General features: G+C 61.7%; 22 protein-coding genes. 14 read left to right on the top strand and 8 right to left on the bottom strand.

The window, feature by feature from the left end:
• Positions 1 to 89 precede the first annotated feature (89 nt).
• From topA to tldD, 3 genes are all read right to left on the bottom strand, one after another.
• Positions 90 to 2,795: a type I DNA topoisomerase gene (topA, locus tag ACN0SW_RS06475; RefSeq protein ID WP_417727097.1), complete on the bottom strand. Its 2,706-nt coding sequence runs from the start codon at positions 2,793 to 2,795 to the stop codon at positions 90 to 92.
• A 159-nt stretch (positions 2,796 to 2,954) separates the two neighbouring features.
• Positions 2,955 to 4,106, bottom strand: a complete 1,152-nt coding sequence (gene dprA, locus ACN0SW_RS06470; RefSeq protein WP_417727096.1) for a DNA-processing protein DprA — start codon at positions 4,104 to 4,106, stop codon at positions 2,955 to 2,957.
• A gap of 244 nt (positions 4,107 to 4,350) precedes the next feature.
• Positions 4,351 to 5,775: a metalloprotease TldD gene (tldD, locus tag ACN0SW_RS06465; RefSeq protein WP_417727095.1), complete on the bottom strand. Its 1,425-nt coding sequence runs from the start codon at positions 5,773 to 5,775 to the stop codon at positions 4,351 to 4,353.
• Between the two features lie 202 nt (positions 5,776 to 5,977).
• On the opposite strand from tldD, the gene coxB reads away from it, so the two are divergent.
• The 10 genes from coxB to ACN0SW_RS06415 all read left to right on the top strand — a co-directional run bounded on the left by coxB (position 5,978) and on the right by ACN0SW_RS06415 (position 14,481).
• Complete coding sequence (gene coxB / locus ACN0SW_RS06460; protein WP_417727094.1) at positions 5,978 to 6,862, top strand: cytochrome c oxidase subunit II; 885 nt, start codon at positions 5,978 to 5,980, stop codon at positions 6,860 to 6,862.
• 84 nt (positions 6,863 to 6,946) lie between these two features.
• Positions 6,947 to 7,903, top strand: coding sequence for a heme o synthase (gene cyoE, locus ACN0SW_RS06455; RefSeq protein ID WP_417727093.1), 957 nt, complete (start codon positions 6,947 to 6,949; stop codon positions 7,901 to 7,903).
• On the top strand, positions 7,900 to 8,064 hold the full coding sequence (locus ACN0SW_RS06450; RefSeq protein ID WP_417727092.1) for a hypothetical protein: 165 nt from the start codon (positions 7,900 to 7,902) through the stop codon (positions 8,062 to 8,064). Before cyoE ends, ACN0SW_RS06450 begins: the two co-directional genes overlap by 4 nt.
• Positions 8,064 to 8,645 carry a cytochrome c oxidase assembly protein gene (locus ACN0SW_RS06445; RefSeq protein WP_417727091.1) on the top strand — a complete coding sequence of 194 codons (582 nt, stop codon included), beginning with the start codon at positions 8,064 to 8,066 and terminating at the stop codon, positions 8,643 to 8,645. Before ACN0SW_RS06450 ends, ACN0SW_RS06445 begins: the two co-directional genes overlap by 1 nt.
• A gap of 25 nt (positions 8,646 to 8,670) precedes the next feature.
• Complete coding sequence (locus ACN0SW_RS06440) at positions 8,671 to 9,471, top strand: cytochrome c oxidase subunit 3 (protein ID WP_417727090.1); 801 nt, start codon at positions 8,671 to 8,673, stop codon at positions 9,469 to 9,471.
• Between the two features lie 101 nt (positions 9,472 to 9,572).
• The gene (locus tag ACN0SW_RS06435; RefSeq protein ID WP_417727089.1) at positions 9,573 to 10,256 is read left to right on the top strand and encodes an SURF1 family protein; all 684 of its coding nucleotides are present in this window, start codon (positions 9,573 to 9,575) and stop codon (positions 10,254 to 10,256) included.
• Entirely contained in the window at positions 10,253 to 11,641 is a 1,389-nt protein-coding gene (gene thrC, locus ACN0SW_RS06430; protein WP_417727088.1) for a threonine synthase, read from the top strand. The genes ACN0SW_RS06435 and thrC overlap by 4 nt, the downstream gene beginning before the upstream one ends.
• Complete coding sequence (locus ACN0SW_RS06425) at positions 11,638 to 12,900, top strand: M16 family metallopeptidase (protein WP_417727087.1); 1,263 nt, start codon at positions 11,638 to 11,640, stop codon at positions 12,898 to 12,900. Before thrC ends, ACN0SW_RS06425 begins: the two co-directional genes overlap by 4 nt.
• A 2-nt stretch (positions 12,901 to 12,902) precedes the next feature.
• On the top strand, positions 12,903 to 13,487 hold the full coding sequence (locus ACN0SW_RS06420; protein ID WP_417727200.1) for a GNAT family N-acetyltransferase: 585 nt from the start codon (positions 12,903 to 12,905) through the stop codon (positions 13,485 to 13,487).
• A 181-nt stretch (positions 13,488 to 13,668) separates the two neighbouring features.
• Positions 13,669 to 14,481: an MBL fold metallo-hydrolase gene (locus ACN0SW_RS06415; protein ID WP_417727086.1), complete on the top strand. Its 813-nt coding sequence runs from the start codon at positions 13,669 to 13,671 to the stop codon at positions 14,479 to 14,481.
• 137 nt (positions 14,482 to 14,618) lie between these two features.
• Here the strand turns inward: ACN0SW_RS06415 and ACN0SW_RS06410 are convergent, their stop codons facing one another.
• The 3 genes from ACN0SW_RS06410 to ispH form a co-directional block, all read right to left on the bottom strand.
• Complete coding sequence (locus ACN0SW_RS06410) at positions 14,619 to 15,077, bottom strand: hypothetical protein (protein ID WP_417727085.1); 459 nt, start codon at positions 15,075 to 15,077, stop codon at positions 14,619 to 14,621.
• 75 nt (positions 15,078 to 15,152) lie between these two features.
• Positions 15,153 to 15,434 carry a hypothetical protein gene (locus ACN0SW_RS06405; protein ID WP_417727084.1) on the bottom strand — a complete coding sequence of 94 codons (282 nt, stop codon included), beginning with the start codon at positions 15,432 to 15,434 and terminating at the stop codon, positions 15,153 to 15,155.
• A gap of 86 nt (positions 15,435 to 15,520) precedes the next feature.
• On the bottom strand, positions 15,521 to 16,471 hold the full coding sequence (gene ispH / locus ACN0SW_RS06400; RefSeq protein WP_417727083.1) for a 4-hydroxy-3-methylbut-2-enyl diphosphate reductase: 951 nt from the start codon (positions 16,469 to 16,471) through the stop codon (positions 15,521 to 15,523).
• Positions 16,472 to 16,608: 137 nt separating this feature from the next.
• Between ispH and ACN0SW_RS06395 the strand changes: the two genes are divergently transcribed.
• A complete protein-coding gene (locus ACN0SW_RS06395; RefSeq protein WP_417727082.1) occupies positions 16,609 to 17,058 on the top strand; it encodes a c-type cytochrome in 450 nt (149 codons plus the stop codon).
• Positions 17,059 to 17,108: 50 nt separating this feature from the next.
• On the opposite strand, the gene ACN0SW_RS06390 is transcribed toward ACN0SW_RS06395, so the two are convergent.
• Positions 17,109 to 17,561, bottom strand: a complete 453-nt coding sequence (locus ACN0SW_RS06390) for a YqaA family protein (protein ID WP_417727081.1) — start codon at positions 17,559 to 17,561, stop codon at positions 17,109 to 17,111.
• A gap of 48 nt (positions 17,562 to 17,609) precedes the next feature.
• Positions 17,610 to 18,179: an NYN domain-containing protein gene (locus ACN0SW_RS06385; protein ID WP_417727080.1), complete on the bottom strand. Its 570-nt coding sequence runs from the start codon at positions 18,177 to 18,179 to the stop codon at positions 17,610 to 17,612.
• Positions 18,180 to 18,334: 155 nt separating this feature from the next.
• Between ACN0SW_RS06385 and folK the strand changes: the two genes are divergently transcribed.
• The 3 genes from folK (at position 18,335) to ACN0SW_RS06370 (ending at position 21,497) form a co-directional block, all read left to right on the top strand.
• Complete coding sequence (gene folK, locus ACN0SW_RS06380) at positions 18,335 to 18,901, top strand: 2-amino-4-hydroxy-6-hydroxymethyldihydropteridine diphosphokinase (protein ID WP_417727079.1); 567 nt, start codon at positions 18,335 to 18,337, stop codon at positions 18,899 to 18,901.
• A 79-nt stretch (positions 18,902 to 18,980) separates the two neighbouring features.
• Positions 18,981 to 19,334 carry a DNA-directed RNA polymerase subunit omega gene (gene rpoZ, locus ACN0SW_RS06375; RefSeq protein ID WP_417727078.1) on the top strand — a complete coding sequence of 118 codons (354 nt, stop codon included), beginning with the start codon at positions 18,981 to 18,983 and terminating at the stop codon, positions 19,332 to 19,334.
• Between the two features lie 36 nt (positions 19,335 to 19,370).
• Positions 19,371 to 21,497: a RelA/SpoT family protein gene (locus ACN0SW_RS06370; RefSeq protein WP_417727077.1), complete on the top strand. Its 2,127-nt coding sequence runs from the start codon at positions 19,371 to 19,373 to the stop codon at positions 21,495 to 21,497.
• Positions 21,498 to 21,502 lie beyond the last annotated feature (5 nt).

Below are 21,502 nucleotides of genomic sequence, written 5' to 3'. Positions count from 1 at the left end.
GCAAGCTGGATGCGAGTCAACGCGCCCCGCCCCGCATCGTCGCGAAATAGGGATTTCTACTTAGACACGGAGCCTGCTTTGCGCGGGGTCTATTCCCCGGCAGCTGCCCTTTTGGCGGTTGCCTTGGCCACTGCGGGCTTTTTCATGGTGGTTTTCTTTGCTGCCGGCTTTTTGGCGGTGGTGGATTTGCTGGCAGGTTTCTTGGCCGCCGTCTTGCGCCCCTTGCCGGATTTGGACGCTTTGGCGGCGATGGACTCGATTGCCATCTCCATCGTCACGTCCTCGGGTTCGGTCCCCTTGGGCAAGGTGGCATTCACTTTGTCCCACTTGATATAGGGGCCATAGCGGCCCTCTAGGATCTGGATCGGCCCGCCATGCTCGGGATGCTCGCCCAGATCGCGCAGCGCCTTGGCTGCGGCGCGTCCGCGCCCACCGGGATTTGCCCGCTTGGCTGCAAGCAGCTCTACCGCCCGGTTCATGCCGATGTCGAACACATCCGCCGGATCCTTCAGATTGGCATAGACCGGCTTGGCCTCATCGGGAAGTTGATGCATGAGATAGGGGCCGAACCGTCCAAAATTGGCGGCAATCGTGCCACCCTCGGGATGATCGCCCACCACGCGCGGCAGGCTCAGCAGGGTGAGCGCCTTTTCCAGCGTCATTTCTTCGGCTTTCCAACCCTTGGGCAGGCTGGCGCGGTCGGGCTTCTTGTTCTCTTCTGTTGCCTCGCCGCGCTGCACATAGGGCCCGAAGCGGCCAGAGCGCAGGGCAATTTCGATGCCGTTTTCATCCTCTCCAAGGATGCGGTCGCCGTTTTCCCCGGCATCGCCGCCGATGGGCCGGGTATAGCGGCATTCAGGGTAATTGCCGCAGCCGACAAAGCCGCCGGAGCGCGAGGTTTTGAGGTGCAATTGCCCGGTGCCGCAGAGTGGGCATTGACGAGGATCGCTGCCATCCTCGCGGGGCGGGTAGAGCGTGGGCGCAAGGGCTGCGTCGAGCACAGTGAGCACCTCGGTGATGCGGAGTTCCGAGGTTTCGGCAATCGCCGCAGAAAAATCGCGCCAGAACCGCTCTAGAATTTCCTTGTAATCCGCCTCTCCCGCGCTGACGCGGTCGAGATCCTCTTCAAGATTGGCGGTGAATTCGTAGCCCACATATTTGCGGAAGAAATTGATCAGAAAGACCGTAACGATCCGTCCCTTATCCTCGGGGAAAAGACGGTTTTGCTCTTTGCGCACGTATTCGCGGTCCTGAATCGTGGTCAGGACGCTGGCATAGGTCGAGGGGCGTCCGATGCCCAATTCTTCCATCTTCTTGACCAGCGTCGCCTCGGTGTAGCGGGGCGGCGGTTGCGTGAAGTGCTGAAGGCCAAGCACCGCCTCGTTGGGCGCAAGCACGGCGGCGGTTGTCTCGGCCCCCTCGTTCGCCTTGGCGAATTCGCCGCGCAATGAGGATTTGGCAAAGGCTGCGGGTTCACCTTGCATGATTTGCGGCAGGCGGCGGTCGTCATCGTCCCCCGTGACGTCATCGCGGCCCTCTTCGTAGACCTTGAGAAAGCCGTCAAACAGCATCACCTGACCGGTGGCGCGCAGGCCCACCTGACCATCGGCGCTGCCGATTTCAACGGTGGTGCGCTCCATCCTTGCCGCCTCCATCTGGCAGGCGAGGGTGCGTTTCCAGATGAGATCGTAGAGCTTGCGCTGGTCCGCGTCCGAGGTTTTGATGTGGCCCGCATCGCGGGTCATGTCGGTCGGTCGGATACATTCATGCGCCTCTTGGGCATTCTTGGCCTTGTTTTTATACATGCGGGGCGATTTCGGCAAATATTCTGGGCCGAACCGATCCTTGATCGCGTCGCGCGCGGCCATGACGGCCTCGGGGGCCATATCGATCCCGTCGGTACGCATATAGGTGATGTAGCCTGCTTCGTAGAGGCGTTGCGCTGCGCTCATGCATTGCTTGGCCCCCATGCCAAATTTGCGGCTGGCCTCTTGTTGCAGGGTCGAGGTCATGAAGGGGGCAGAGGGATTACGGCTGGCTGGTTTCGCCTCGACCGACGTAACGGAGAGGGCGCGGGACGTGATGGCCTGCACGGCCAATTCGGCCTGTGTGGCGTTTTCCAGATCGAACTTGTCGAGCTTCTTGCCTGCGAGCGATACCAGACGCGCTTCGTATTCCTGACCGCGTGGTGTGGTGAGCTGGGCCTTGACAGACCAATATTCCCGCGCTGTGAAGGCCTCGATTTCTAGCTCGCGCTCGACGATCAGGCGCAGGCAGACGGATTGTACTCGTCCGGCCGAGCGAGCACCGGGCAGTTTGCGCCAGAGCACCGGGCTAAGATTGAAGCCCACGAGGTAATCGAGCGCGCGGCGCGCGAGATAGGCCTCGACCAGCGGGGCATCGACCTGACGAGGGTTTTTCATCGCCTCGGTTACGGCGGATTTGGTGATCGCATTAAAGACAACGCGGCTGACGGGGGTATCCTTGTTGATCGCCTTGCGCTTGCGCAGGGTTTCTTCGAGGTGCCAACTGATCGCCTCGCCTTCGCGGTCAGGGTCAGTGGCGAGGATGAGGGCATTGTCATCCTTGAGCGCGTCAGCGATGGCCTTGACGTGCTTGCGGCTGTCTGCGCCGATCTCCCATGTCATTTCAAAGCCGTGTTCGGTATCGACGGACCCGTCCTTGGCGGGCAGGTCGCGCACATGGCCATAGCTTGCCAGAACCGTGTAACCGTCGCCCAGATACTTGTTGATTGTCTTGGCTTTGGCGGGCGATTCTACAACGACAACGGGCATGGACACTCCTTCCGACTCTGGTCGAGGCTTATGGCGGGGCACCATGTGGGCTGGCAAGGGGAATTGTCAATCTTGCCGCAAGGGTTGCAAAACCGCGACGTTATGGCCCTATTTGGCGCTTTGCGAGATCATAAGGCCGATAGGGCCTGCCGTTTGGTCCTAACGTGCCAATGCCAAGAGCCCGCCGGGATGGCGGGTGATGCGCCCGTCAAGTTCAAGATCAAGGAGTGCCGGGGCGACGCGGTGCGCGGGGGTGGCAAGATCGCGGATCAGCTGATCCTCGGCCAATGGGGAGGGGCCAAGTCGGTTGAGGATCTGTGCGTGCAGGCTGGCTATGTCACGCAGGCTGCGGGCGGGATGTGATACGGGCGCAAGGGGCATTTCGGTCTGCGGCGGGGGTGGCGCCTTGGGCGCGAGAAGCTGTGGGAGGGCGTCGATCACGTCTTGGGCATTGCGCACCAGAATGGCCCCGTCGCGGATGAGCATGTTGCAGCCGCTGGCGCGCGCATCAATCGGGTGGCCCGGCACGGCCATCACCTCGCGCCCCTGATCGAGGGCGGTGCGGGCGGTGATGAGCGACCCAGATTTGGTAGCGGCCTCAACGACCACCACAGCATGGGCGAGGCCGCTGACCAAGCGATTGCGGCTTGGGAAATGCCGGGCCTGAGGGATGAGGCCGATGGGCTGTTCCGAGAGGCGCAGGCCGTTGGCCAGAATTTCGCCTGCCAGCCCTGTGTTCTCGGCAGGGTAGATCACATCAACCCCGCCCGCCATGACAGCCACTGTTCCGCCCTTGAGGCTGCCCAGATGGGCGGCTGTATCGACCCCGCGTGCGAGGCCCGAAACGATGATATAGCCCTGCGCCGCCAGATCCGTGGCGAGCGATCTGGCCATGCGGGTACCCAGTGAGGAGGCGTTGCGCGCGCCCACCAAGGCAATCATCGGGCGGGCAAGCAGAGCTGGATCGCCCATGACCCAAAAAAGCGGGGGAGCATCCGATAAATCCTTCAATCTTATGGGAAATTCCGGATCTGCAAAGGTGATCATCCGAGCGCCTGCGGCCCGACCGGCGCGCAATTCCGCCTCTGCCACGCCGAGGGGGCAGGCGGCGTAATCTGCAACACCGGCGGCGCGGGCCACCTCGGGCAGGGCGGCAAGGGCCGCCTGAGCGCTGCCATGTTCGCTCAGCAGCCGGTGAAATGTAGCAGGGCCGACCCGACGTGAGCGCAAGAGGCGAAGCCACGACACCCGATCATCTTCCGTGGTGGGTGGGAGTGAGGGGTGAGTGGAAGGATGAGTAACTTCGGGCATCCGTGACCTCGCCTGCTTGCAGGATCAGTGATAGCGCGCGGTTGGTTAATGGGAGGTAAACCAAACCGCGCCCTGTGCCGGAATTTTCAAAAATTCGCATAAGCCTTTGAGATCAGGATTTAAAATCAGTGGAATATAAATGTGTACAAAGTGTCCCGCCTGTACGCACTTTGCGTACGCACCCCGAGCCGGGGCGCAACTGAGTATTTTGGGAACGGTGAATGGGGTGGGGGCGGGGAGACAATTACCCCGCCGCAGATCCGCCCACGGTCAGCCCGCCGATGAGCACTGTCGGCTGACCCACGCCCACCGGCACCCATTGGCCCTGCTTGCCGCAATTGCCCATGCCGGGATCGAGGGTCATGTCGTTGCCCAGGCCGCGGATCTGTTTGAGGGCGGTGGCACCGTCACCGATCAGGGTGGCGCCTTTGACCGGGGCGCCGATCTGGCCGTTGCGCACGCGGTAGGCCTCGGTGCAGGAGAAGACGAATTTGCCGTTGGTGATATCGACCTGACCGCCGCCGAAGCCCACGGCATAGATGCCGTCTTTCAATTCCGCGACGAGATCGGCGGGGGTCGCGGTGCCGCCCATCATATAGGTATTGGTCATGCGGGGCATCGGGGCATGGGCGTAGCTCTCGCGGCGGCCATTGCCGGTGGGGGCCACGCCCATCAGGCGGGCGTTCTGGCGATCCTGCATGTAGCCCACCAGAATGCCATCCTCGATCAGCACATTGCGGGCCGAGGGCGTGCCTTCGTCGTCGATGGTGATTGAGCCGCGCCGATCAGGGAGGGTGCCGTCATCCAGCACGGTGACACCGGGGGCGGCGATGCGTTGGCCCATCAGCCCGGCAAAGGCCGACGAGCCCTTGCGGTTGAAATCGCCCTCAAGCCCGTGGCCGATCGCCTCGTGCAAGAGAATGCCGGGCCAGCCCGGTCCAAGCACCACGTCCATGGTGCCCGCAGGTGCCGGTTCGGCGGAGAGGTTGACGAGGGCCACGCGCAGCGCCTCCAGAATTTTGGCCTGCCAGTCGGCACGATCAAGCAGGCCGTCCAGGCCCACGCGCCCGCCGCCTCCGGCGCTGCCGTTCTCGCGGCGACCGTTCTGTTCGACGATCACCGAAACATTGACGCGGGTCATGGGCCGGGTATCGCTGAGTTCTGTGCCATCGGGGCGCAGGATCACAATCTCCTGACACGAGGCGGCAATCGAGGCCGTGACCTGCACGACGCGGGGGTCGAGATCGCGGGCGAAGGCATCCATTTCGCGTAAAGTGTCGAGTTTTACCGGAAAGCTCGCCCCGGCAATGGGATCTTCATCCGTGTAAAGGCGGCGATTCGTGGGCATCGGACCTGCGGCCAGCGTGCCGCCACCCGCACCGACCGCGAGTCGCGCGGTTTCTACCGCGCGCCGCAGGGCCGCATCTGTGACTTCGGAGGAATGGGCGTAGCCTGTCACCTCGCCGCGCACGGCACGCAGGCCAAACCCCTCTGAGGCGTCATAAGAGGCAGTCTTGACCCGTCCGTCGTCGAACATCAGCCCCTCGGCGCGTCGACGTTCCAGAAAAAGCTCGCCATCGTCGGCACCTTGCGTGGCGTCTTGCAGGCGGGCGAGGGCGGTTGAGCGGTCCAAAAGGGTCTCAAACGGGCGAAAGGATGTATCAGTCATGGCGGTTCTTTCTCTGCGGCGCGGTCCTCAGGCGGGCGTAAATTTGATTTAAATCAAAAAAGCGTCCGTTTGCCGCAATGGTCTTTCTTGTCGTTTCGGGCAGAATATGGTTTTAGACGACACCGAGACAATGGGATTCCGCCGCTCTGCGGGACCACCTTCGCAAAAAGACATGAACCGCTTCAACCGATCAGGGTGTAAAATGCGACTAACTTCCAGCCTTATGGCGGCCATGACCGCCTTCTTCACCCTTCCTGCCATGGCTCAAGAGGGGCTTGAAATCATAGGTAAGCCCGAACAGGGCAAGATGGGCTTTCAGCCTGCGGCGACCGAGCTTGCGCGGGATCTGCAATGGCTGGACGGGATGATCAATGTCATCATCATCTCCATCGTGCTGTTTGTGAGCGCTCTTTTGGTGGTCGTGATGATCCGCTACAACCGCAAATCCAATGCAAAACCAGCGAGTTTCACGCATAATTCGCCGCTGGAAATCGCATGGACGATCATCCCCATCGTGATCCTCGTCTTTATCGGCGCGTTCTCGCTGCCGGTGCTGTTCAAGCAGCAGGAGATCCCCGAAGGAGAGATCAATATCAAGGTGACCGGCTATCAGTGGTATTGGGGCTATGAATACACCGACCATGATTTCGCCTTTGACAGCTATATGATCGGTGCACCGGCGACGGGCGGAGAGAATCGCATGACCCCCGAGGTCGAGGCGCAGCTGGCCGAGGCGGGTTTCGGCAAGGATGAGTTCCTGCTGGCGACAGATACCTCTGTTGTGGTTCCGGTCGGCAAAACCGTGGTCATGACCGTGACCGGCGCCGATGTGATCCACAGCTGGACCGTTCCCGCGTTTGGCGTGAAGCAGGACGCGGTGCCGGGCCGTCTGGCACAGCTTTGGTTCAAGGCTGAGAAAGAAGGCATCTATTTCGGCCAGTGTTCCGAGCTTTGCGGTCAGTCGCATGCCTATATGCCGATCACCGTCAAGGTGGTGAGCGAAGAGGAATATGCCAAGTGGCTGGACGGCGCGATCGAGGAATATGCCGGCACGCCGCGCAGCGTTGACGTGGCGCTGGCGAACTAAGACGAGAGGGGTGCGCAGTCTCTGCGCACCCGACCGAGCATTTCCGGGATGTGCAGGCGCTGTGCATCCCGACCGGAGAGCCAGATGAGCGATGCGAGCCTGAACACAGCCAGCCCCGTGAGCCGCACCCAAGAGGGTGAGGCCGGGTTTGGCGATTTCTTTGCCCTGCTCAAGCCGCGGGTGATGACGTTGGTGGTGTTCACGGCGCTGGTGGGCCTCTTGGCCGCGCCGGTGGGTGTGCATCCGGTGATCGGCTTTGCCGCCATCCTCTTTATCGCCGTGGGCGGGGGGGCTGCGGGCGCGCTCAATATGTGGTGGGAATCCGATATCGACGCGCTGATGAAGCGGACGCAGAAGCGGCCTATCCCGGCGGGCAAGGTTACGCGGGACGAGGCCTTTGCCTTTGGGATCACGCTGGCGGTGATGTCGGTTGTCATGCTGTGGCTGGCCACGAATGCGCTGGCGGCGGGCATTCTGGCGTTTACGATCTTTTTCTATGTGGTGATCTACACCATCGGTCTGAAGCGCTGGACGCCGCAGAATATCGTGATTGGCGGCGCTGCGGGTGCGTTCCCTCCGATGATCGGCTGGGCGGCGGCGACGGGATCAATCAGCCTTGAATCGGTGTTGATGTTCGCGCTCATTTTCATGTGGACGCCGCCGCATTTCTGGGCGCTGGCGCTGTTCATGCGGGGCGATTACGATAAAGCGGGCGTGCCGATGCTGACCGTGACGCATGGCCGCCGTGCGACACGGGTGCATATCCTTGTCTACACGATACTCTTGGCGGCGCTGGCGATTGGTGCGGCCTTTACCGGCATCGGCGGACCGGTCTATCTGGCCGTTGCGGTGGTGTTCAACGCGCTTTTCCTGCGCGATGCGATTGCGATCTGGCGGCGGGACGAGGATCAGGCCGAGGCCGACAACTACCGGGTTGAAAGGCGGGCGTTCCGCCTGTCGCTCTGGTATCTCTTCGCGCATTTCACCGCGATTCTGACCGAGGCGGCGCTGAGCGGTCTGGGTCTGGGAGGTTGGGCATGAGCTTTCGCGAGGAGCATGAGCTGCACAAGCGCCGGTTTGGCCGCAATCTGGGTCTTGGGCTGGTGCTGGCAGGGTTTGTAGCCCTTGTGTTTGGGATGACGATTGCCAAGGTGTCCAATGACTCCTTTGCCGTGCCCAAGATCGAACAGGGGGCGAACTGATGGCGCTCGACCCGAAAACCAAGACCGTGACCCAGACTGTTGGCGTGGTTGTTTTGATGGGCGGGCTCGCTTGGGCGTCGGTGCCGTTTTATGACTGGTTCTGCCGTGTCACCGGCTTTGGCGGCGCGACGGGCGTTTCTGAGGTGGCGAGCGAAGATGTGCTGGATCAGACCGTCAAAATCCGGTTCGACGCCAGTAAAGAGCGCAGCATGCCGTGGGAGTTCAAACCGATGCAGCGCCAGATGGAGCTGCGCATCGGCGAGACCGGCCTGGCGTTTTATGAGGCCTACAACCCCACCGACCGTGTGGTGGCCGGATCGGCCAGCTATAATGTGACGCCTTACGAGGCGGGCGGCTTTTTCACCAAGATCGACTGTTTCTGTTTCGAGCAGCAGGTGCTACAGCCGGGGGAACGGGTGCAGATGCCCGTAACCTTTTACGTCGACCCCGAGATTGTCAGCGACCGTGAGGGGCAGTATGTTCACACGATCACGCTGTCCTATACGTTCTACGAGATTGACCTGCCCGAGACGCATGCTGCACTTGAGCAGGACAGCAAAAACGACAAAAAACTGAACTGAGCCTTCGACGAGGGATAAGACAAAGATGGCACACGAAAAGAACCACGATTACCACATTCTGCCCCCCTCCATCTGGCCGCTGTTGGGCGCGCTGGCGGGGTTCGTCATGCTCTTCGGGGCGGTCCTGTTTTTCCATGACCATGGGCCTTGGATGCTTCTGGCAGGTGTTGTCGGTGTCCTCTACGTCATGTTCGGCTGGTGGGCCGATGTGGTGAATGAGGGACAGACCGGCGATCACACGCCCGTCGTGCGGATCGGCCTGCGCTACGGCTTTATCATGTTCATCATGTCCGAGGTGATGTTCTTTGCCGCATGGTTCTGGAGCTTTTTCAAGCATGCCATGTACCCGATGGGCGAAAACTCTCCGATGGTCGATGGCGTCTGGCCGCCTGTCGGGATCGAGACCTTTGACCCCTGGCACCTGCCGCTGATCAACACGCTGATCCTGCTCTGTTCTGGCTGTGCCGCCACTTGGGCGCACCATGCGCTGGTGCATGAGAACAACCGCAAAGACGTGAAGAGCGGGCTGATCATCGCGATTGCTCTGGGCGCGATCTTTACCGTGTTTCAGGCCTACGAATACAGCCACGCCGCCTTTGGCTTCTCCGGGAATATCTATGGCGCCAACTTCTTTATGGCGACCGGGTTCCACGGCGCGCATGTGGTGATCGGCACGATTTTCCTCTTTGTCTGCCTGCTTCGGGTGATGAAGGGGCATTTCACGCCTGAGCAGCATGTGGGCTTTGAGGCCGCTGCCTGGTACTGGCACTTTGTGGATGTGGTCTGGCTGTTCCTGTTTGCCGCCGTCTACATCTGGGGCAGCTGAGATTTTTCTTAGAAAAATCGGCGCGGCGCGCCCGAGTATTTGAACCAAGAAGAAGATGCGGGGGGTTTCCTTTCCCCGCATTTTCCTTTTGAGAGTGAAACATGCGGAAAAGCGTTCTGATCCCCCTGATCTTTGGCATCGCCGGTGTGGCGGTACTCCTTGGCTTGGGTAAATGGCAGGTCGAGCGGCTGGCGTGGAAAGAGGGTGTGCTCGCTGATATCGCGGCGCATATCAGTGCGCCGCCGGTGCAACTGCCGGGCGAGATGGACCGGCACGCGGATCGCTATCTGCCGGTTGAAGTGACTGGGCGGATCGGCGACGCGGCGCTGCGGGTGCTGGTCAGTCAAAAGCAGGTGGGTCCGGGATACCGGGTGATTTCCGCGCTCGACACCGACGGGCGCCGGGTGCTGCTGGATCGTGGCTTTGTCAAGGTGAGCGCGACTATTCCGGCCCCGCCCGAGGGGATGGTGACAGTGCTGGGCAATCTGCACTGGCCTGATGATCGGCTGAGTTCCACGCCCGAGAACGATGTGGCGGGCAATATGTGGTTTGCCCGCGATATCGCGCAGATGGCCGAAGTACTGGGCACCGAACCGGTGCTGGTGGTGGCGCGCACGCTGTCGGTGCCGGAGGCGGGCGTGTCGCCCTTGCCGGTCGACACGAGCGGGATTCCGAACGATCACCTGAGTTACGCGATCACATGGTTTTCGCTGGCCGCGATATGGGCCGCGATGACCGGGGTTTTCATCTGGCGCATGCGACAGACAGAGAAAGGCAAGACGTGAAATATATCTCGACACGGGGGCAGGCCCCCACGCTCAGTTTTGAAGAGGCGATGCTGACAGGGTTGGCGCGCGATGGCGGGCTTTATCTGCCCGAAAGCATTCCGGTGATGAGCCATGCGGACATCCGCGCGCTGGAAGGGGTGAGCTATGAGGAGGCCGCGTTTCGGGTGATGCGGCCCTTTATCGGTGATGCGTTCACCGACGAGGAGTTTCGCGGCATCATCGCGCGGGCCTATGCCGGGTTTGGCCATGCGGCGCGGGCGCCTTTGAAGCAGTTGGCACCGGGGCATTTCCTGCTGGAACTGTTCCACGGCCCGACGCTGGCGTTCAAGGATTTCGCCATGCAGCTCATTGGGCAGATGTTCGAGTTTTCGCTCAAACGCTCGGGCAATCGGGTGAGCATTGTGGGGGCGACCTCCGGCGATACCGGGTCGGCGGCGATCGAGGCGTTTCGGGGCCTTGATGCGGTGGATGTGTTCATCCTTTATCCGCATGGCCGCGTCAGCGAGGTGCAGCGCCGGCAGATGACGACGCCGGTCGAGAGCAATGTGCATGCGCTGGCCATCGACGGGCATTTCGATGATGCGCAGGCGCGCGTCAAGGATATGTTCAACGATTTCGAGTTCCGTGACGGCGTGCGGCTGGCCGGGGTCAACAGCATCAACTGGGCGCGGGTTCTGGCGCAGGTGGTGTATTATTTTACCTCTGCTGTCAGCCTTGGTGCGCCCGACCGCAAGGTGAGTTTCACCGTGCCCACGGGCAATTTCGGTGACGTGTTCGCGGGCTATATCGCCAAGCGGATGGGGCTGCCGATTGACCGGCTGGTGGTGGCGACCAATCAGAATGACATTCTGCATCGCTGTCTGAGCACGGGCGCATACCGCCCTGATGGCGTGGCCCCGTCGATCAGCCCGTCCATGGATATTCAGGTGTCCTCAAACTTTGAGCGGGCGCTCTTTTATGCCTATGGGCAGGATGGTGGCGCTGTGGCGCAGGTGATGGCCGAGTTGAAGGCGGGCGGGTTCACGGTGAGCCAAGGGGCGCTGGAGGCGCTGCGCGAGACGTTTGACAGTGGTCGCTGTGACGAGGATCAGACCCGTGCTGCGATCCGTGACACATGGGCCGCGAGTGGTGAGCTGCTCTGTCCGCATGGCGCCGTGGGCGTGCATGTGGCGGAGGCCCATCGCAGCGCTGGTGTGCCGATGATCACGCTGGCCACGGCGCACCCCGCGAAATTTCCGGCGGCGGTTGAGGAGGCAAGCGCCATTCACCCCCCCTTGCCCGCCCGTATGGCGGACCTGTGTGAGCGGGATGAGCGCGTGACGCGGGTTGCCAATGACCTCGCTGCCATCGAAACTTTGATCAAGGAACGGATTGCCCATTGAGTGTCCAACTGACCACCCTGCCCAACGGATTTCGTATCGTTTCCGAGCATATGCCGGGGCTGCAATCGGCGGCCATCGGCGTCTGGGTTTTGGCCGGAGCGCGCCATGAAGAGGCGAGCCAGAACGGCATTGCACATTTTCTGGAACATATGGCCTTTAAGGGGACCAAGCGGCGCTCGGCCCTGCAGATCGCCGAGGCGATTGAGGATGTGGGCGGCTATATCAACGCCTATACCAGCCGCGAGGTCACGGCCTATTATGTCCGCGTTCTCAAGCAGGATGTGCCGCTCGCGCTTGATGTGGTGGCGGATATCCTGCGCAACCCGGTGTTCGATCCGCGCGAGATTGAGGTCGAGCGCGGCGTGATCCTGCAAGAGATCGGGCAGGCGGCGGATACGCCCGACGATATCATTTTCGACTGGTTGCAGGAAAAGGCCTATCCGGATCACCCCTTGGGGCGCACCATTCTGGGCGCTGAAGAGCGCGTGCGCGGCTTTGCCCGCCCTGATCTGGAGCGGTTCGTCGATCAGCATTACCGGCCCGGTCAGATGGTTCTGTCGGCGGCGGGGGCGGTGAATCATGATGCGCTGGTGCGTATGGCTGAGGGCATGTTTGGCGACATGATCCCAAGCAATGCGATCGAGCCGCCTCTTGCGCGGTTTGCGGGGGGCGAGACACGGCATGTCAAGGATCTGGAGCAGGCGCATTTCGCGCTGGCCTTTGAAAGCCCGGATTATGCGCATCCCGATATCTATACCGCACAGATTTATGCCTCGGCCCTTGGCGGGTCGATGTCATCGCGGTTGTTTCAGGAGATCCGCGAACGGCGGGGCTTGTGTTATTCGATCTATGCGCAGGCCGGGGCCTATTCGGACACCGGGATGATGACGATCTATGCCGGCACTTCGGCGGAACAGCTGGGCGATCTGGCGGAGATCACCATCGACGAGATGAAGCGCGCGGCCGAAGACATGAGCGCCGCCGAGATCGAGCGGGCGCGGGCGCAGATGAAGGCCGGGTTGCTGATGGGGCTGGAGAGCCCGAGCAATCGCGCCGAACGCCTGGCGCGGATGCTGCAAATCTGGGGCCGGGTGCCAGATCTGCCGGAAGTGGTGGCGCGGATTGATGCGGTGACGCTGGAGGATGTGCGGCGGCTGGCCGAGAGCACGGTGGCGCGTGCGCCTGCCGCGCTGGCGCTTTACGGCCCGGTCGAGCAGGCGCCGACGCTGGCCGCCCTTGATGCACGGCGTGCGGCCTGATGATGCTCTTGCCGCGCCGTAAGCTCAGGATCGAGACAGAGCGTCTGACCCTGCGGCAGCCGGTCATCGGTGATTTTCGCGACTGGAGCAGTCTGAGAGCAGGGAGCGCGGATTTCCTGACACCGTGGGAGCCGCTCTGGGCGGCGGATCATTTGGCGCGCAAGGGGTTTTCCAACCGGGTCTGGTGGGCACAGCGGTCGATTACCAGCGGCAGTGCGATGCCCCTCTTTCTTGTCCGGCGTGAGGATCAGGTGCTGTTGGGCGCGATCACGCTGGACAATATCCGGCGCGGGCCAGCGCAGGCGGGCACGCTGGGCTATTGGATCGGGCAGTCCCATGCGCGGCAGGGCTATATGCAAGAGGCGATTGCCGGGGTGGTGCATCACGCCTTTGACCGGCTGGACCTGAGCCGGATCGAGGCCGCCTGTCTACCGGAAAACCATGCCTCGCGCGGGTTGTTGGAAAAGTGCGGCTTTAAATACGAAGGGGTCGCCCAGAGCTATTTGCAGATCAATGGGCGCTGGCGGACGCATGTTCTTTATGCTTCGCTGCGGGCGGACCGGCGCGGGCGGACGGATGTCGGGTGATGTTGGCGGGTCGCCGCGCGCCCTGATCCTGCGCGCAGGCGCGTGGGGCCAAGGTCAGATCTAGGCTAGGAGCGACTTATTTTTCAGCGGCTTCGATGCTGCTGCGACCTCGTCTTGCCCCCAAGACCCTGACGCCGCGCCAAACCGTGCTATGTTCCTTTCAACGAAAGGAGGGCTGCCGATGATCCGACTAATCGTCTTTGTCTTGATGCTGGCCGCACCCGCCATGGCGCAGGACCGCCGTCCGAGCCATTGCATCGCGCTGGCCGATGCAGCCCCGGGGATACAATACCTGCACCCCGCCAGTTTTCGTAGCCCCTTGCCTGCCAATACCGTGCGGTTGCGTTACATCGCGCATGCCTCGTTTCTCATTCAGGCGGGGGGCTATAACGCGATCACGGATTTCACCGGGTTTATTGGCAGTGCTGATCTGATCCCCGATGTGGTCACCATGAATCATGCGCATGACACGCATTGGACCGCCTATCCTGACCCGGCGATTGCGCATGTCTTGCCGGGGTGGGGGCCGTTTGGCGAGGGGGTCGCACATCACCTTGATCTGGGCAGTTTGCTGGTTCGCAATGTTGCGACTGACATTCGGTCAGGGGACGGGGTGGAGACCAAGGGCAATTCGATTTTCGTGTTCGAGGCCGAGGGTCTGTGCATCGCGCATCTGGGCCATCTGCATCACGAGCCGTCGGACGATCAATATGCGGCACTCGGGCGGATGGATGTGGTGATGGCGCCGGTCGATGGCGGATTCACCATGAGCATTGAAAACATGATAAACGTGCTCAGGCGGGTCAAAGCCTCGATCGTGCTGCCGATGCATTGGTTTGGTGATGGCACGCTGGAGCGATTTCTGGCGGCGATGGAGGGGGAGTTTGCCATTGCGCGCCCCGGTGTGAGCGAGATCGAAGTGTCGCTCCGCACCCTGCCGGACCGGCCTACCATTGTGGTGTTGCGGCCTGCGTGGTTGCGCGACACCGAGTGAGGGTCAACGCGCCTGACGCCGCCCGCTGGGCGCCTTGAATGGGATGGTTTCCTGCGCGGTTTCGACCTGTTCAATGGCCTCAGTTCATAGCGGGTGCGAAAGGCGGCGATCACAATGAGCGCGTTGTGCGCGAAGGGCTATTTTGTCAGGCGCCCGCCGGGCAGTTGGCGGGGATCGGAAAAGGCCAACACGCTGGTGGTTTCAGCGCGCAGGTCAAGGCGGGCGCAGACCGCCTCGGAGGCGGCATTCCCCGGTGTGACGCCGGTAAAGACCTCGTCAAAGCCATAGCGGTCCTGCATCTCGATCAGGGCCATGGCGCCAAGGATCAGGGCAAGGCGTTCGCCGCGCCGTTCGGGCAGGGTGGCCAGCATCCCCCACCAGCATTGCCGCCGCCCAAGCGGATGATCGGGGTGCAGATAGCTGGCCGCTCCGGCACAGGCGACACCCTTGCCGCTCTGGTCGAGAGCCACAAGGCCAAGGCCGGGCTTGCGAATTCCGCGCAGGACCGCCCCCGAGGGTGGAAGAACACCGCAGGACAGGGCGACGCCCGCGAGTTGCGCCATGGTCCCGGCCGGGGCGTCCGGGCCGAGGCGCACGACAGTGAGATCCTGTGGCAACGGATGGCGATCAAGCACGGCGCGGGCGGTACGGGTCGCGTCTTGGGCACCACGCTAGCGGGCGTAGTGGGTTGTCGTGAGGCCGCGGCGTTGGGCCTCGGCTTGCCAATGGCTGATATCGCCATTCTCGACGGTAACGATCGAACCGTTGCCTTGCAGGCTAATCAGCGACACCAGCCGGTTCATGGATTGCCCGTCGGGATCGGCCAACCCGACGGTCCGGCCATAATAGGTCATTTGCGGATCGGTATCGATGAGATCAAAAAGCGCGCGACCGCGCCGCAAAACGGATATCTGCTCTTGGGTGCCGAAATAATCCTGCCCGGTTGATGTCATCGTGCCAGTCCTTCCCCCGTTGACGGCGCAGTATCGCACAGATGCTGAATTTCACGCAGTCTGGAATGAGCGCGCCCCGGCGCGGTTCAGGCCGGTTCCCGCAGCACCCTTGGCACTTTGAATTCGACGTTTTCCTGTGCGGTCTCGATCACCTCTACCGTCACGTCATAGCGCGCGCGGAAGGCGTCGATCACCTCGTTCACCAGCACTTCGGGGGCAGAGGCCCCGGCGGTGATGCCGATAGAGGAGATGCCCGCAAGCGCGCGCCAGTCGATATCGGTCGCGCGCTGCACAAGCTGCGCATAGGCGCAGCCCGCGCGTGCGCCGACCTCGACCAGACGTTTGGAATTCGACGAATTGGGTGCGCCCACGACCAACATCGCCTCGGCATGGGCGGCCATGGCCTTGACCGCCTCCTGGCGGTTGGTGGTGGCGTAACAGATGTCTTCCTTGTGCGGGCCGACAATGGCGGGAAAGCGGGTCTGGAGGGCTGCGACCACCTCGGCGGTGTCATCGACCGAGAGAGTGGTTTGGGTGACAAATGCAAGCCGGGCCGCGTCGCGCACGTCGAGCGTGGCCACATCGGCGGGGGTTTCGACCAAGAGCACCTCGCCTGTCGGCAATTGCCCCATGGTGCCGACGGTTTCGGGATGACCCGCGTGGCCGATCATCACGATCTGGAGGCCGGCCTCAAAGTGGCGTTCGGCCTCGATATGCACCTTGCTGACCAGCGGGCAGGTGGCATCGACATAGAGCATCTGGCGGGCAGCCGCCTCTGCCGGGACCGACTTGGGCACGCCATGGGCAGAAAAGATCACCGGTCGGTCGGTGGGACAGTCATCGAGGTCTTCGACGAACACAGCCCCCTTGGCGCGCAGATCGTCCACCACATATTTGTTATGCACGATCTCATGGCGCACATAGACCGGCGCCCCCCATTTCGCGAGCGCCAGTTCCACGATCTTGATGGCGCGGTCCACACCGGCGCAAAAGCCGCGCGGGGCAGCGAGATAGAGGGTGAGGGGGGGCTTGGTCATCGCGGGTCTCCTGCTTGGGGTAGAGGTAAGGCAGGGGAGGCGGCAGGTAAAGGGAGCGTTGGAAATTTGCCGGATATGTCGCTTGACCTTCCTGTGGGGGAAGGCATCAGAGAGGCCGAAATCGGGAAAGGATCGACATGAGACGGAAATGCATCGGTATGGTGATCTTCTTGGCGGGCCAGTGGGCCGGGATGACGATGGCAGGGGCTGTGGGGCCATTGCCCTACCGAGATGGCGACGCGGTGGCGCGCGGGGCGCAGATCTATGCCAGAACCTGTGCGGCCTGCCACGGCGCGGCGTTGCAGGGCGAGGCCGACTGGCAGACGCGTGATGCCGACGGGTATCTGCCTGCGCCGCCGCATGATGAGAGCGGTCATACCTGGCATCACCCCGACCGGATTTTGCTCGATATCGTGCGGCGCGGAACAGCGGCGGTCGTCGGGCAGGGTTATGAGAGCCGGATGCCGGGCTATGCCGGGGTTTTAACCGAAGCAGAGATGCGCGAGGTGCTGGCCTATATCAAGTCGACATGGCCTGCGCGGGTGATCCAGTTGCATGACCGGATCAATGCCGAAGCCGGTGGCTAGGGCGTGTTGCTCAAAATCGCTCTTTGCTTTCGAGCAATATGCCCCAGGATTCAGCCCGCAGCCTGCGTTGTGATCCAGGCCAGCACGATGTAGCGCCCGGTCTTGGCAATCGTGACCAGCACCACAAACAGCCAGACCGGCGTGCGCATCACCCCTGCGATCACGGTGAAAGCATCGCCCAAAGGGGCCCAGCTGAGCAGCAGGGTCCAGACGCCCCAGCGGGCATACCAGCCTTGGGCGCGGGCTATTTGGGCGGCATTGGCGGGGAACCAGCGGCGATGCCGAAAGCGTTCGATGCCGCGTCCCATCGCGTAATTGACCACCGCGCCCAGCGTGTTGCCGATGCTGGCCACAAGGATCAGCCACGTGAGCGTGGCGGTGCCCGCCAATTGCAGCCCGACAAAAACCACTTCGGATTGAAACGGCAGGATGGTGGCCGCACCAAAGGCTGCCGCGAACAACCCGGCCAGTTGCAACAAAACACCCGGATCTGTCACGCTCATGTGCGGCAGATCCGGGCGTTGTTGCCGGGCCAGTTCAGGATGAGAACATTACTGTTCGGCATAGGCCTCTTGGCGGTCGCTCTGACCCTCACGCGGGGGGCGCCCGATGACGTCCTTGAGATCCGACAATTCGATGAAATTGTCCGCCTGACGGCGCAATTCGTCGGAGATCATCGGCGGCTGGCTGCGAATGGTCGAGACGACCGATACGCGCACGCCCTGACGTTGCAGGCTCTCGACCAGAGGGCGGAAATCGCCGTCGCCGGAAAACAGTACAATATGATCGACGCGCGGCGCGAGTTCCATCGCGTCGACCGTCAGTTCGATATCCATATTGCCTTTGACCTTGCGGCGGCCTTGGCTGTCAGTATATTCCTTGGCCGGTTTGGTAACCATGGAATAGCCGTTGTAATGCAGCCAATCGACCAAAGGCCGGATTGGCGAATACTCGTCATTCTCTAGCAGGGCTGTATAGTAAAAGGCGCGCAGCAATTTGCCACGACGCATGAACTCGGATCGCAACAGTTTGTAGTCGATGTCAAAACCAAGTGCCTTGCCAGCGGCATAAAGGTTTGAGCCGTCTATGAACAAGGCTAAACGCTCGTCCTTGTAAAACATCTTAAATGTCCTTTCGAATGGTCATGTCAAGCCTGGGAGTGGTGTGAGTGGTGTGAGTGGTGTGAGTGATGGAGGCAGGACAATGGTCGGAATGAATTACGGCTTTCGAAGTATTCATGCAAGTGCATGTTACGTCGGGAGAGGATAGGAGCCTGATGACTTTAGTTCAACAATGCTTGATCGCAATGGGTGGAAACTCGCCGTTTGATGGGGGGGGACCCGAAAAAACCCTGTCGGATGCGCTTGTGCAGTTGCGCCGTGAAGGTGCCGAAATTACGGCGGTGAGTCGATATTTTCGCACACCGGCCTTTCCTGCCGGGGCGGGGCCGGATTTCGTCAATGCCGCGGCGGTGCTGCGGGTGGCTGGCAGCGCAGAGGAGGTTCTGGCGCTGTTGCACAGGGTCGAGGCGGCGTTTGGCCGGAGCCGCGCAGTGCGGTGGGGACAGCGCACATTGGATCTGGACCTGATCGCGATTGGCGCGCAGATCTTGCCGGATCTTGCCGGGTTCGAGGCATGGCACGGGCTGGCGCCCGAGGCGCAGCAGCGCCATGCGCCTGATCGGCTGATCCTGCCCCATCCACGCCTGCAAGACCGCGCCTTTGTGCTGGTTCCGCTTGCGGATGTGGCCCCGGACTGGGTGCATCCGGTGCTGGGACGCTCCGTTCGTCAACTGTTGGAAGACCTGCCGCAGGCCGCGCGCGATGAGGTGAAAGCGCTTTGATTCTCTGCTTGTAAATCCCGGCTTGACAGCCTAAATACAGGGCTTCTTAAAATCTGCCCCTAACCCTTCCGGAGGTCGTATGGCCCGCGTTACCACAGAAGATTGCGTTGATAAGGTTCCGAACCGTTTTGATCTGGTGATGCTCGCTGCGCACCGAGCCCGCGAAATTGCGGCCGGATCGTCATTGACGGTGGATCGTGACAACGACAAGAACCCGGTTGTGGCATTGCGCGAGATTGCCGAGGAAACTCAGTCGGCGGATGAGCTGCGCGAGCGTTTGATCGAATCGAATCAGACGCAGATCGAGGTGGATGAACCCGAAGAGGATTCCATGGCCCTGTTGATGGGGGGCGATGTGGACAAGCCCGACACTGACGATATGTCAGAAGAAAAGCTGTTGCGCGCCCTTATGGAAGCACAGGGTCAGGGCTGAGCCCCGGCATTGCCCACTGAGCCAAGGCACTAGCTGATGATCGCTGTTGACGACCTGATCACGCTGGTACGCCAATACAACCCCCGCACAGATGAGGCGCTGATCCGCGCGGCCTATGACTTTGGCCGCGCGATGCATGAGGGGCAGTTTCGCCATTCCGGCGAGCCCTATTTTACCCATCCCGTCGCCGTTGCCGCGATCCTGACCGAGCAACGGCTGGATGATGCGACAATCATCACAGCACTGTTGCATGACACGATCGAGGACACCAAGGCGTCCTACCAGATCGTCTCTGACACGTTTGGCCACGAGGTGGCCGATCTGGTGGATGGCGTCACCAAGCTGACGAATCTGCAGCTCAGCAGTTCCGAGACCAAGCAGGCTGAGAATTTTCGCAAGCTGTTCATGGCGATGTCCAAGGACCTGCGGGTCATTCTGGTCAAACTTGCCGACCGTTTGCACAATATGCGCACCATCAAGGCGATGCGCCCGGACAAGCAGGCGCAAAAAGCGCGCGAGACCATGGATATTTACGGGCCGCTGGCTGGTCGCATGGGTATGCAGTGGATGCGCGAGGAGTTGGAGGATCTGGCGTTTCGGGTGCTCAACCCCGAGGCGCGGGCCAGCATCATCCGCCGGTTCATTACCTTGCAACGCGAAACCGGCGATGTGGTCGAGCGGATCACCAGCGACATGCGGCACGAATTGGACAAGGCGGGCATCATGGCAGATGTCTTTGGCCGTGCCAAGAAGCCCTATTCCATCTGGCGCAAGATGCAGGAAAAGGAGATGGGGTTTTCGCGGCTGTCGGACATTTACGGCTTTCGCGTGATCACCCGCTCCGAGAACGATTGTTACCGCGCGCTCGGATCAATACATCAACGCTGGCGCGCCGTGCCGGGGCGGTTCAAGGATTACATCAGCCAGCCGAAATCCAACGGCTATCGCAGCATTCACACCACTGTCTCGGGGCGTGATGGTAAGCGGGTAGAGGTGCAGATCCGCACGCAGGCGATGCATGATGTGGCCGAAACCGGCGTGGCCGCGCATTGGTCCTATCGTGATGGGGTGCGCTCTGAGAATCCCTTTGCCGTTGATCCCGCCAAGTGGATTTCATCAGTCAGCGAGCAGTTCGACGCCGAGGAAGATCACGAGGATTTCCTCGAGGCGGTCAAGCTGGAGATGTATGCCGATCAGGTGTTTTGCTTTACCCCCAAGGGCGATGTGATCAAGCTGCCGCGCGGGGCGACGCCGATTGATTTTGCCTATGCCATCCATACGCGGATCGGACATGCCTGTGTCGGGGCCAAGGTGGACGGCATGCGTGTGCCGCTCTGGACGCGGGTCAAGAACGGCCAATCGGTCGAGGTAATTACCGCCGACGGGCAGACACCGCAGGCAACATGGCTGGATATCGCCACCACTGGCAAGGCGCGCGCCGCTATTCGCCGCGCGCTGCGCGAGTTGGACCGCGACCGGTATATCAAGCTGGGCCGCGAATTGGCGCGCTCGGCGTTTGAACATGTCGGAAAGAAGGCCACCGACAAGGCGCTGGAGGCTGCCGCGCGCACGTTGCGCCTGAAGAATGCCGATGAGGTGCGCGCGCGTCTTGGCAGTGCCGAGTTGACCGCGCATCAGGTGTTGAACGCGGTTTATCCCGATCTGGTGCCCGAGTCGGGTAACGAGGTGGCCCGCGACCGCGCAGTGATCGGTCTGGGCGCGGATCAGAGCTTTGAGCGGGCGCGCTGTTGTCAGCCGCTGCCGGGCGAGCGGATTGTCGGGATCACCTATCGCGGGCGCGGCGTTGTGATCCATGCCATCGATTGCGAGACCCTGTCGCAATATGATCAACAGCCGGATCGCTGGATGGACCTGCATTGGCACACCGGCACGCATCCGGCGGCCTATGACGTGACACTTGACCTCACCATTGGCAACGATGCCGGGGTGTTGGGGCGGATTTGCACCTTGATCGGCGAGCAGAAGGCCAATATCTCGGACCTGACATTCGTTGACCGAAAACCGGATTTCTATCGTCTATTGATTGATGTCGAGTTGCGCGATGCCGAGCATTTGCACGGCGTGCTCTCGGCGCTTGATGCGGAAAGCGATGTCGCCGCAGTAGAGCGCTATCGTGATCCGTCCCGTGTAGGGGCGGGCTGAGCCAT

The sequence above is a fragment of the Roseovarius sp. genome (genome assembly GCF_048262375.1).
GTDB lineage: Bacteria > Pseudomonadota > Alphaproteobacteria > Rhodobacterales > Rhodobacteraceae > Roseovarius.
Note: the sequence above shows the minus strand (reverse complement) of the source record. Positions and strands in the feature narration are given on the sequence as shown.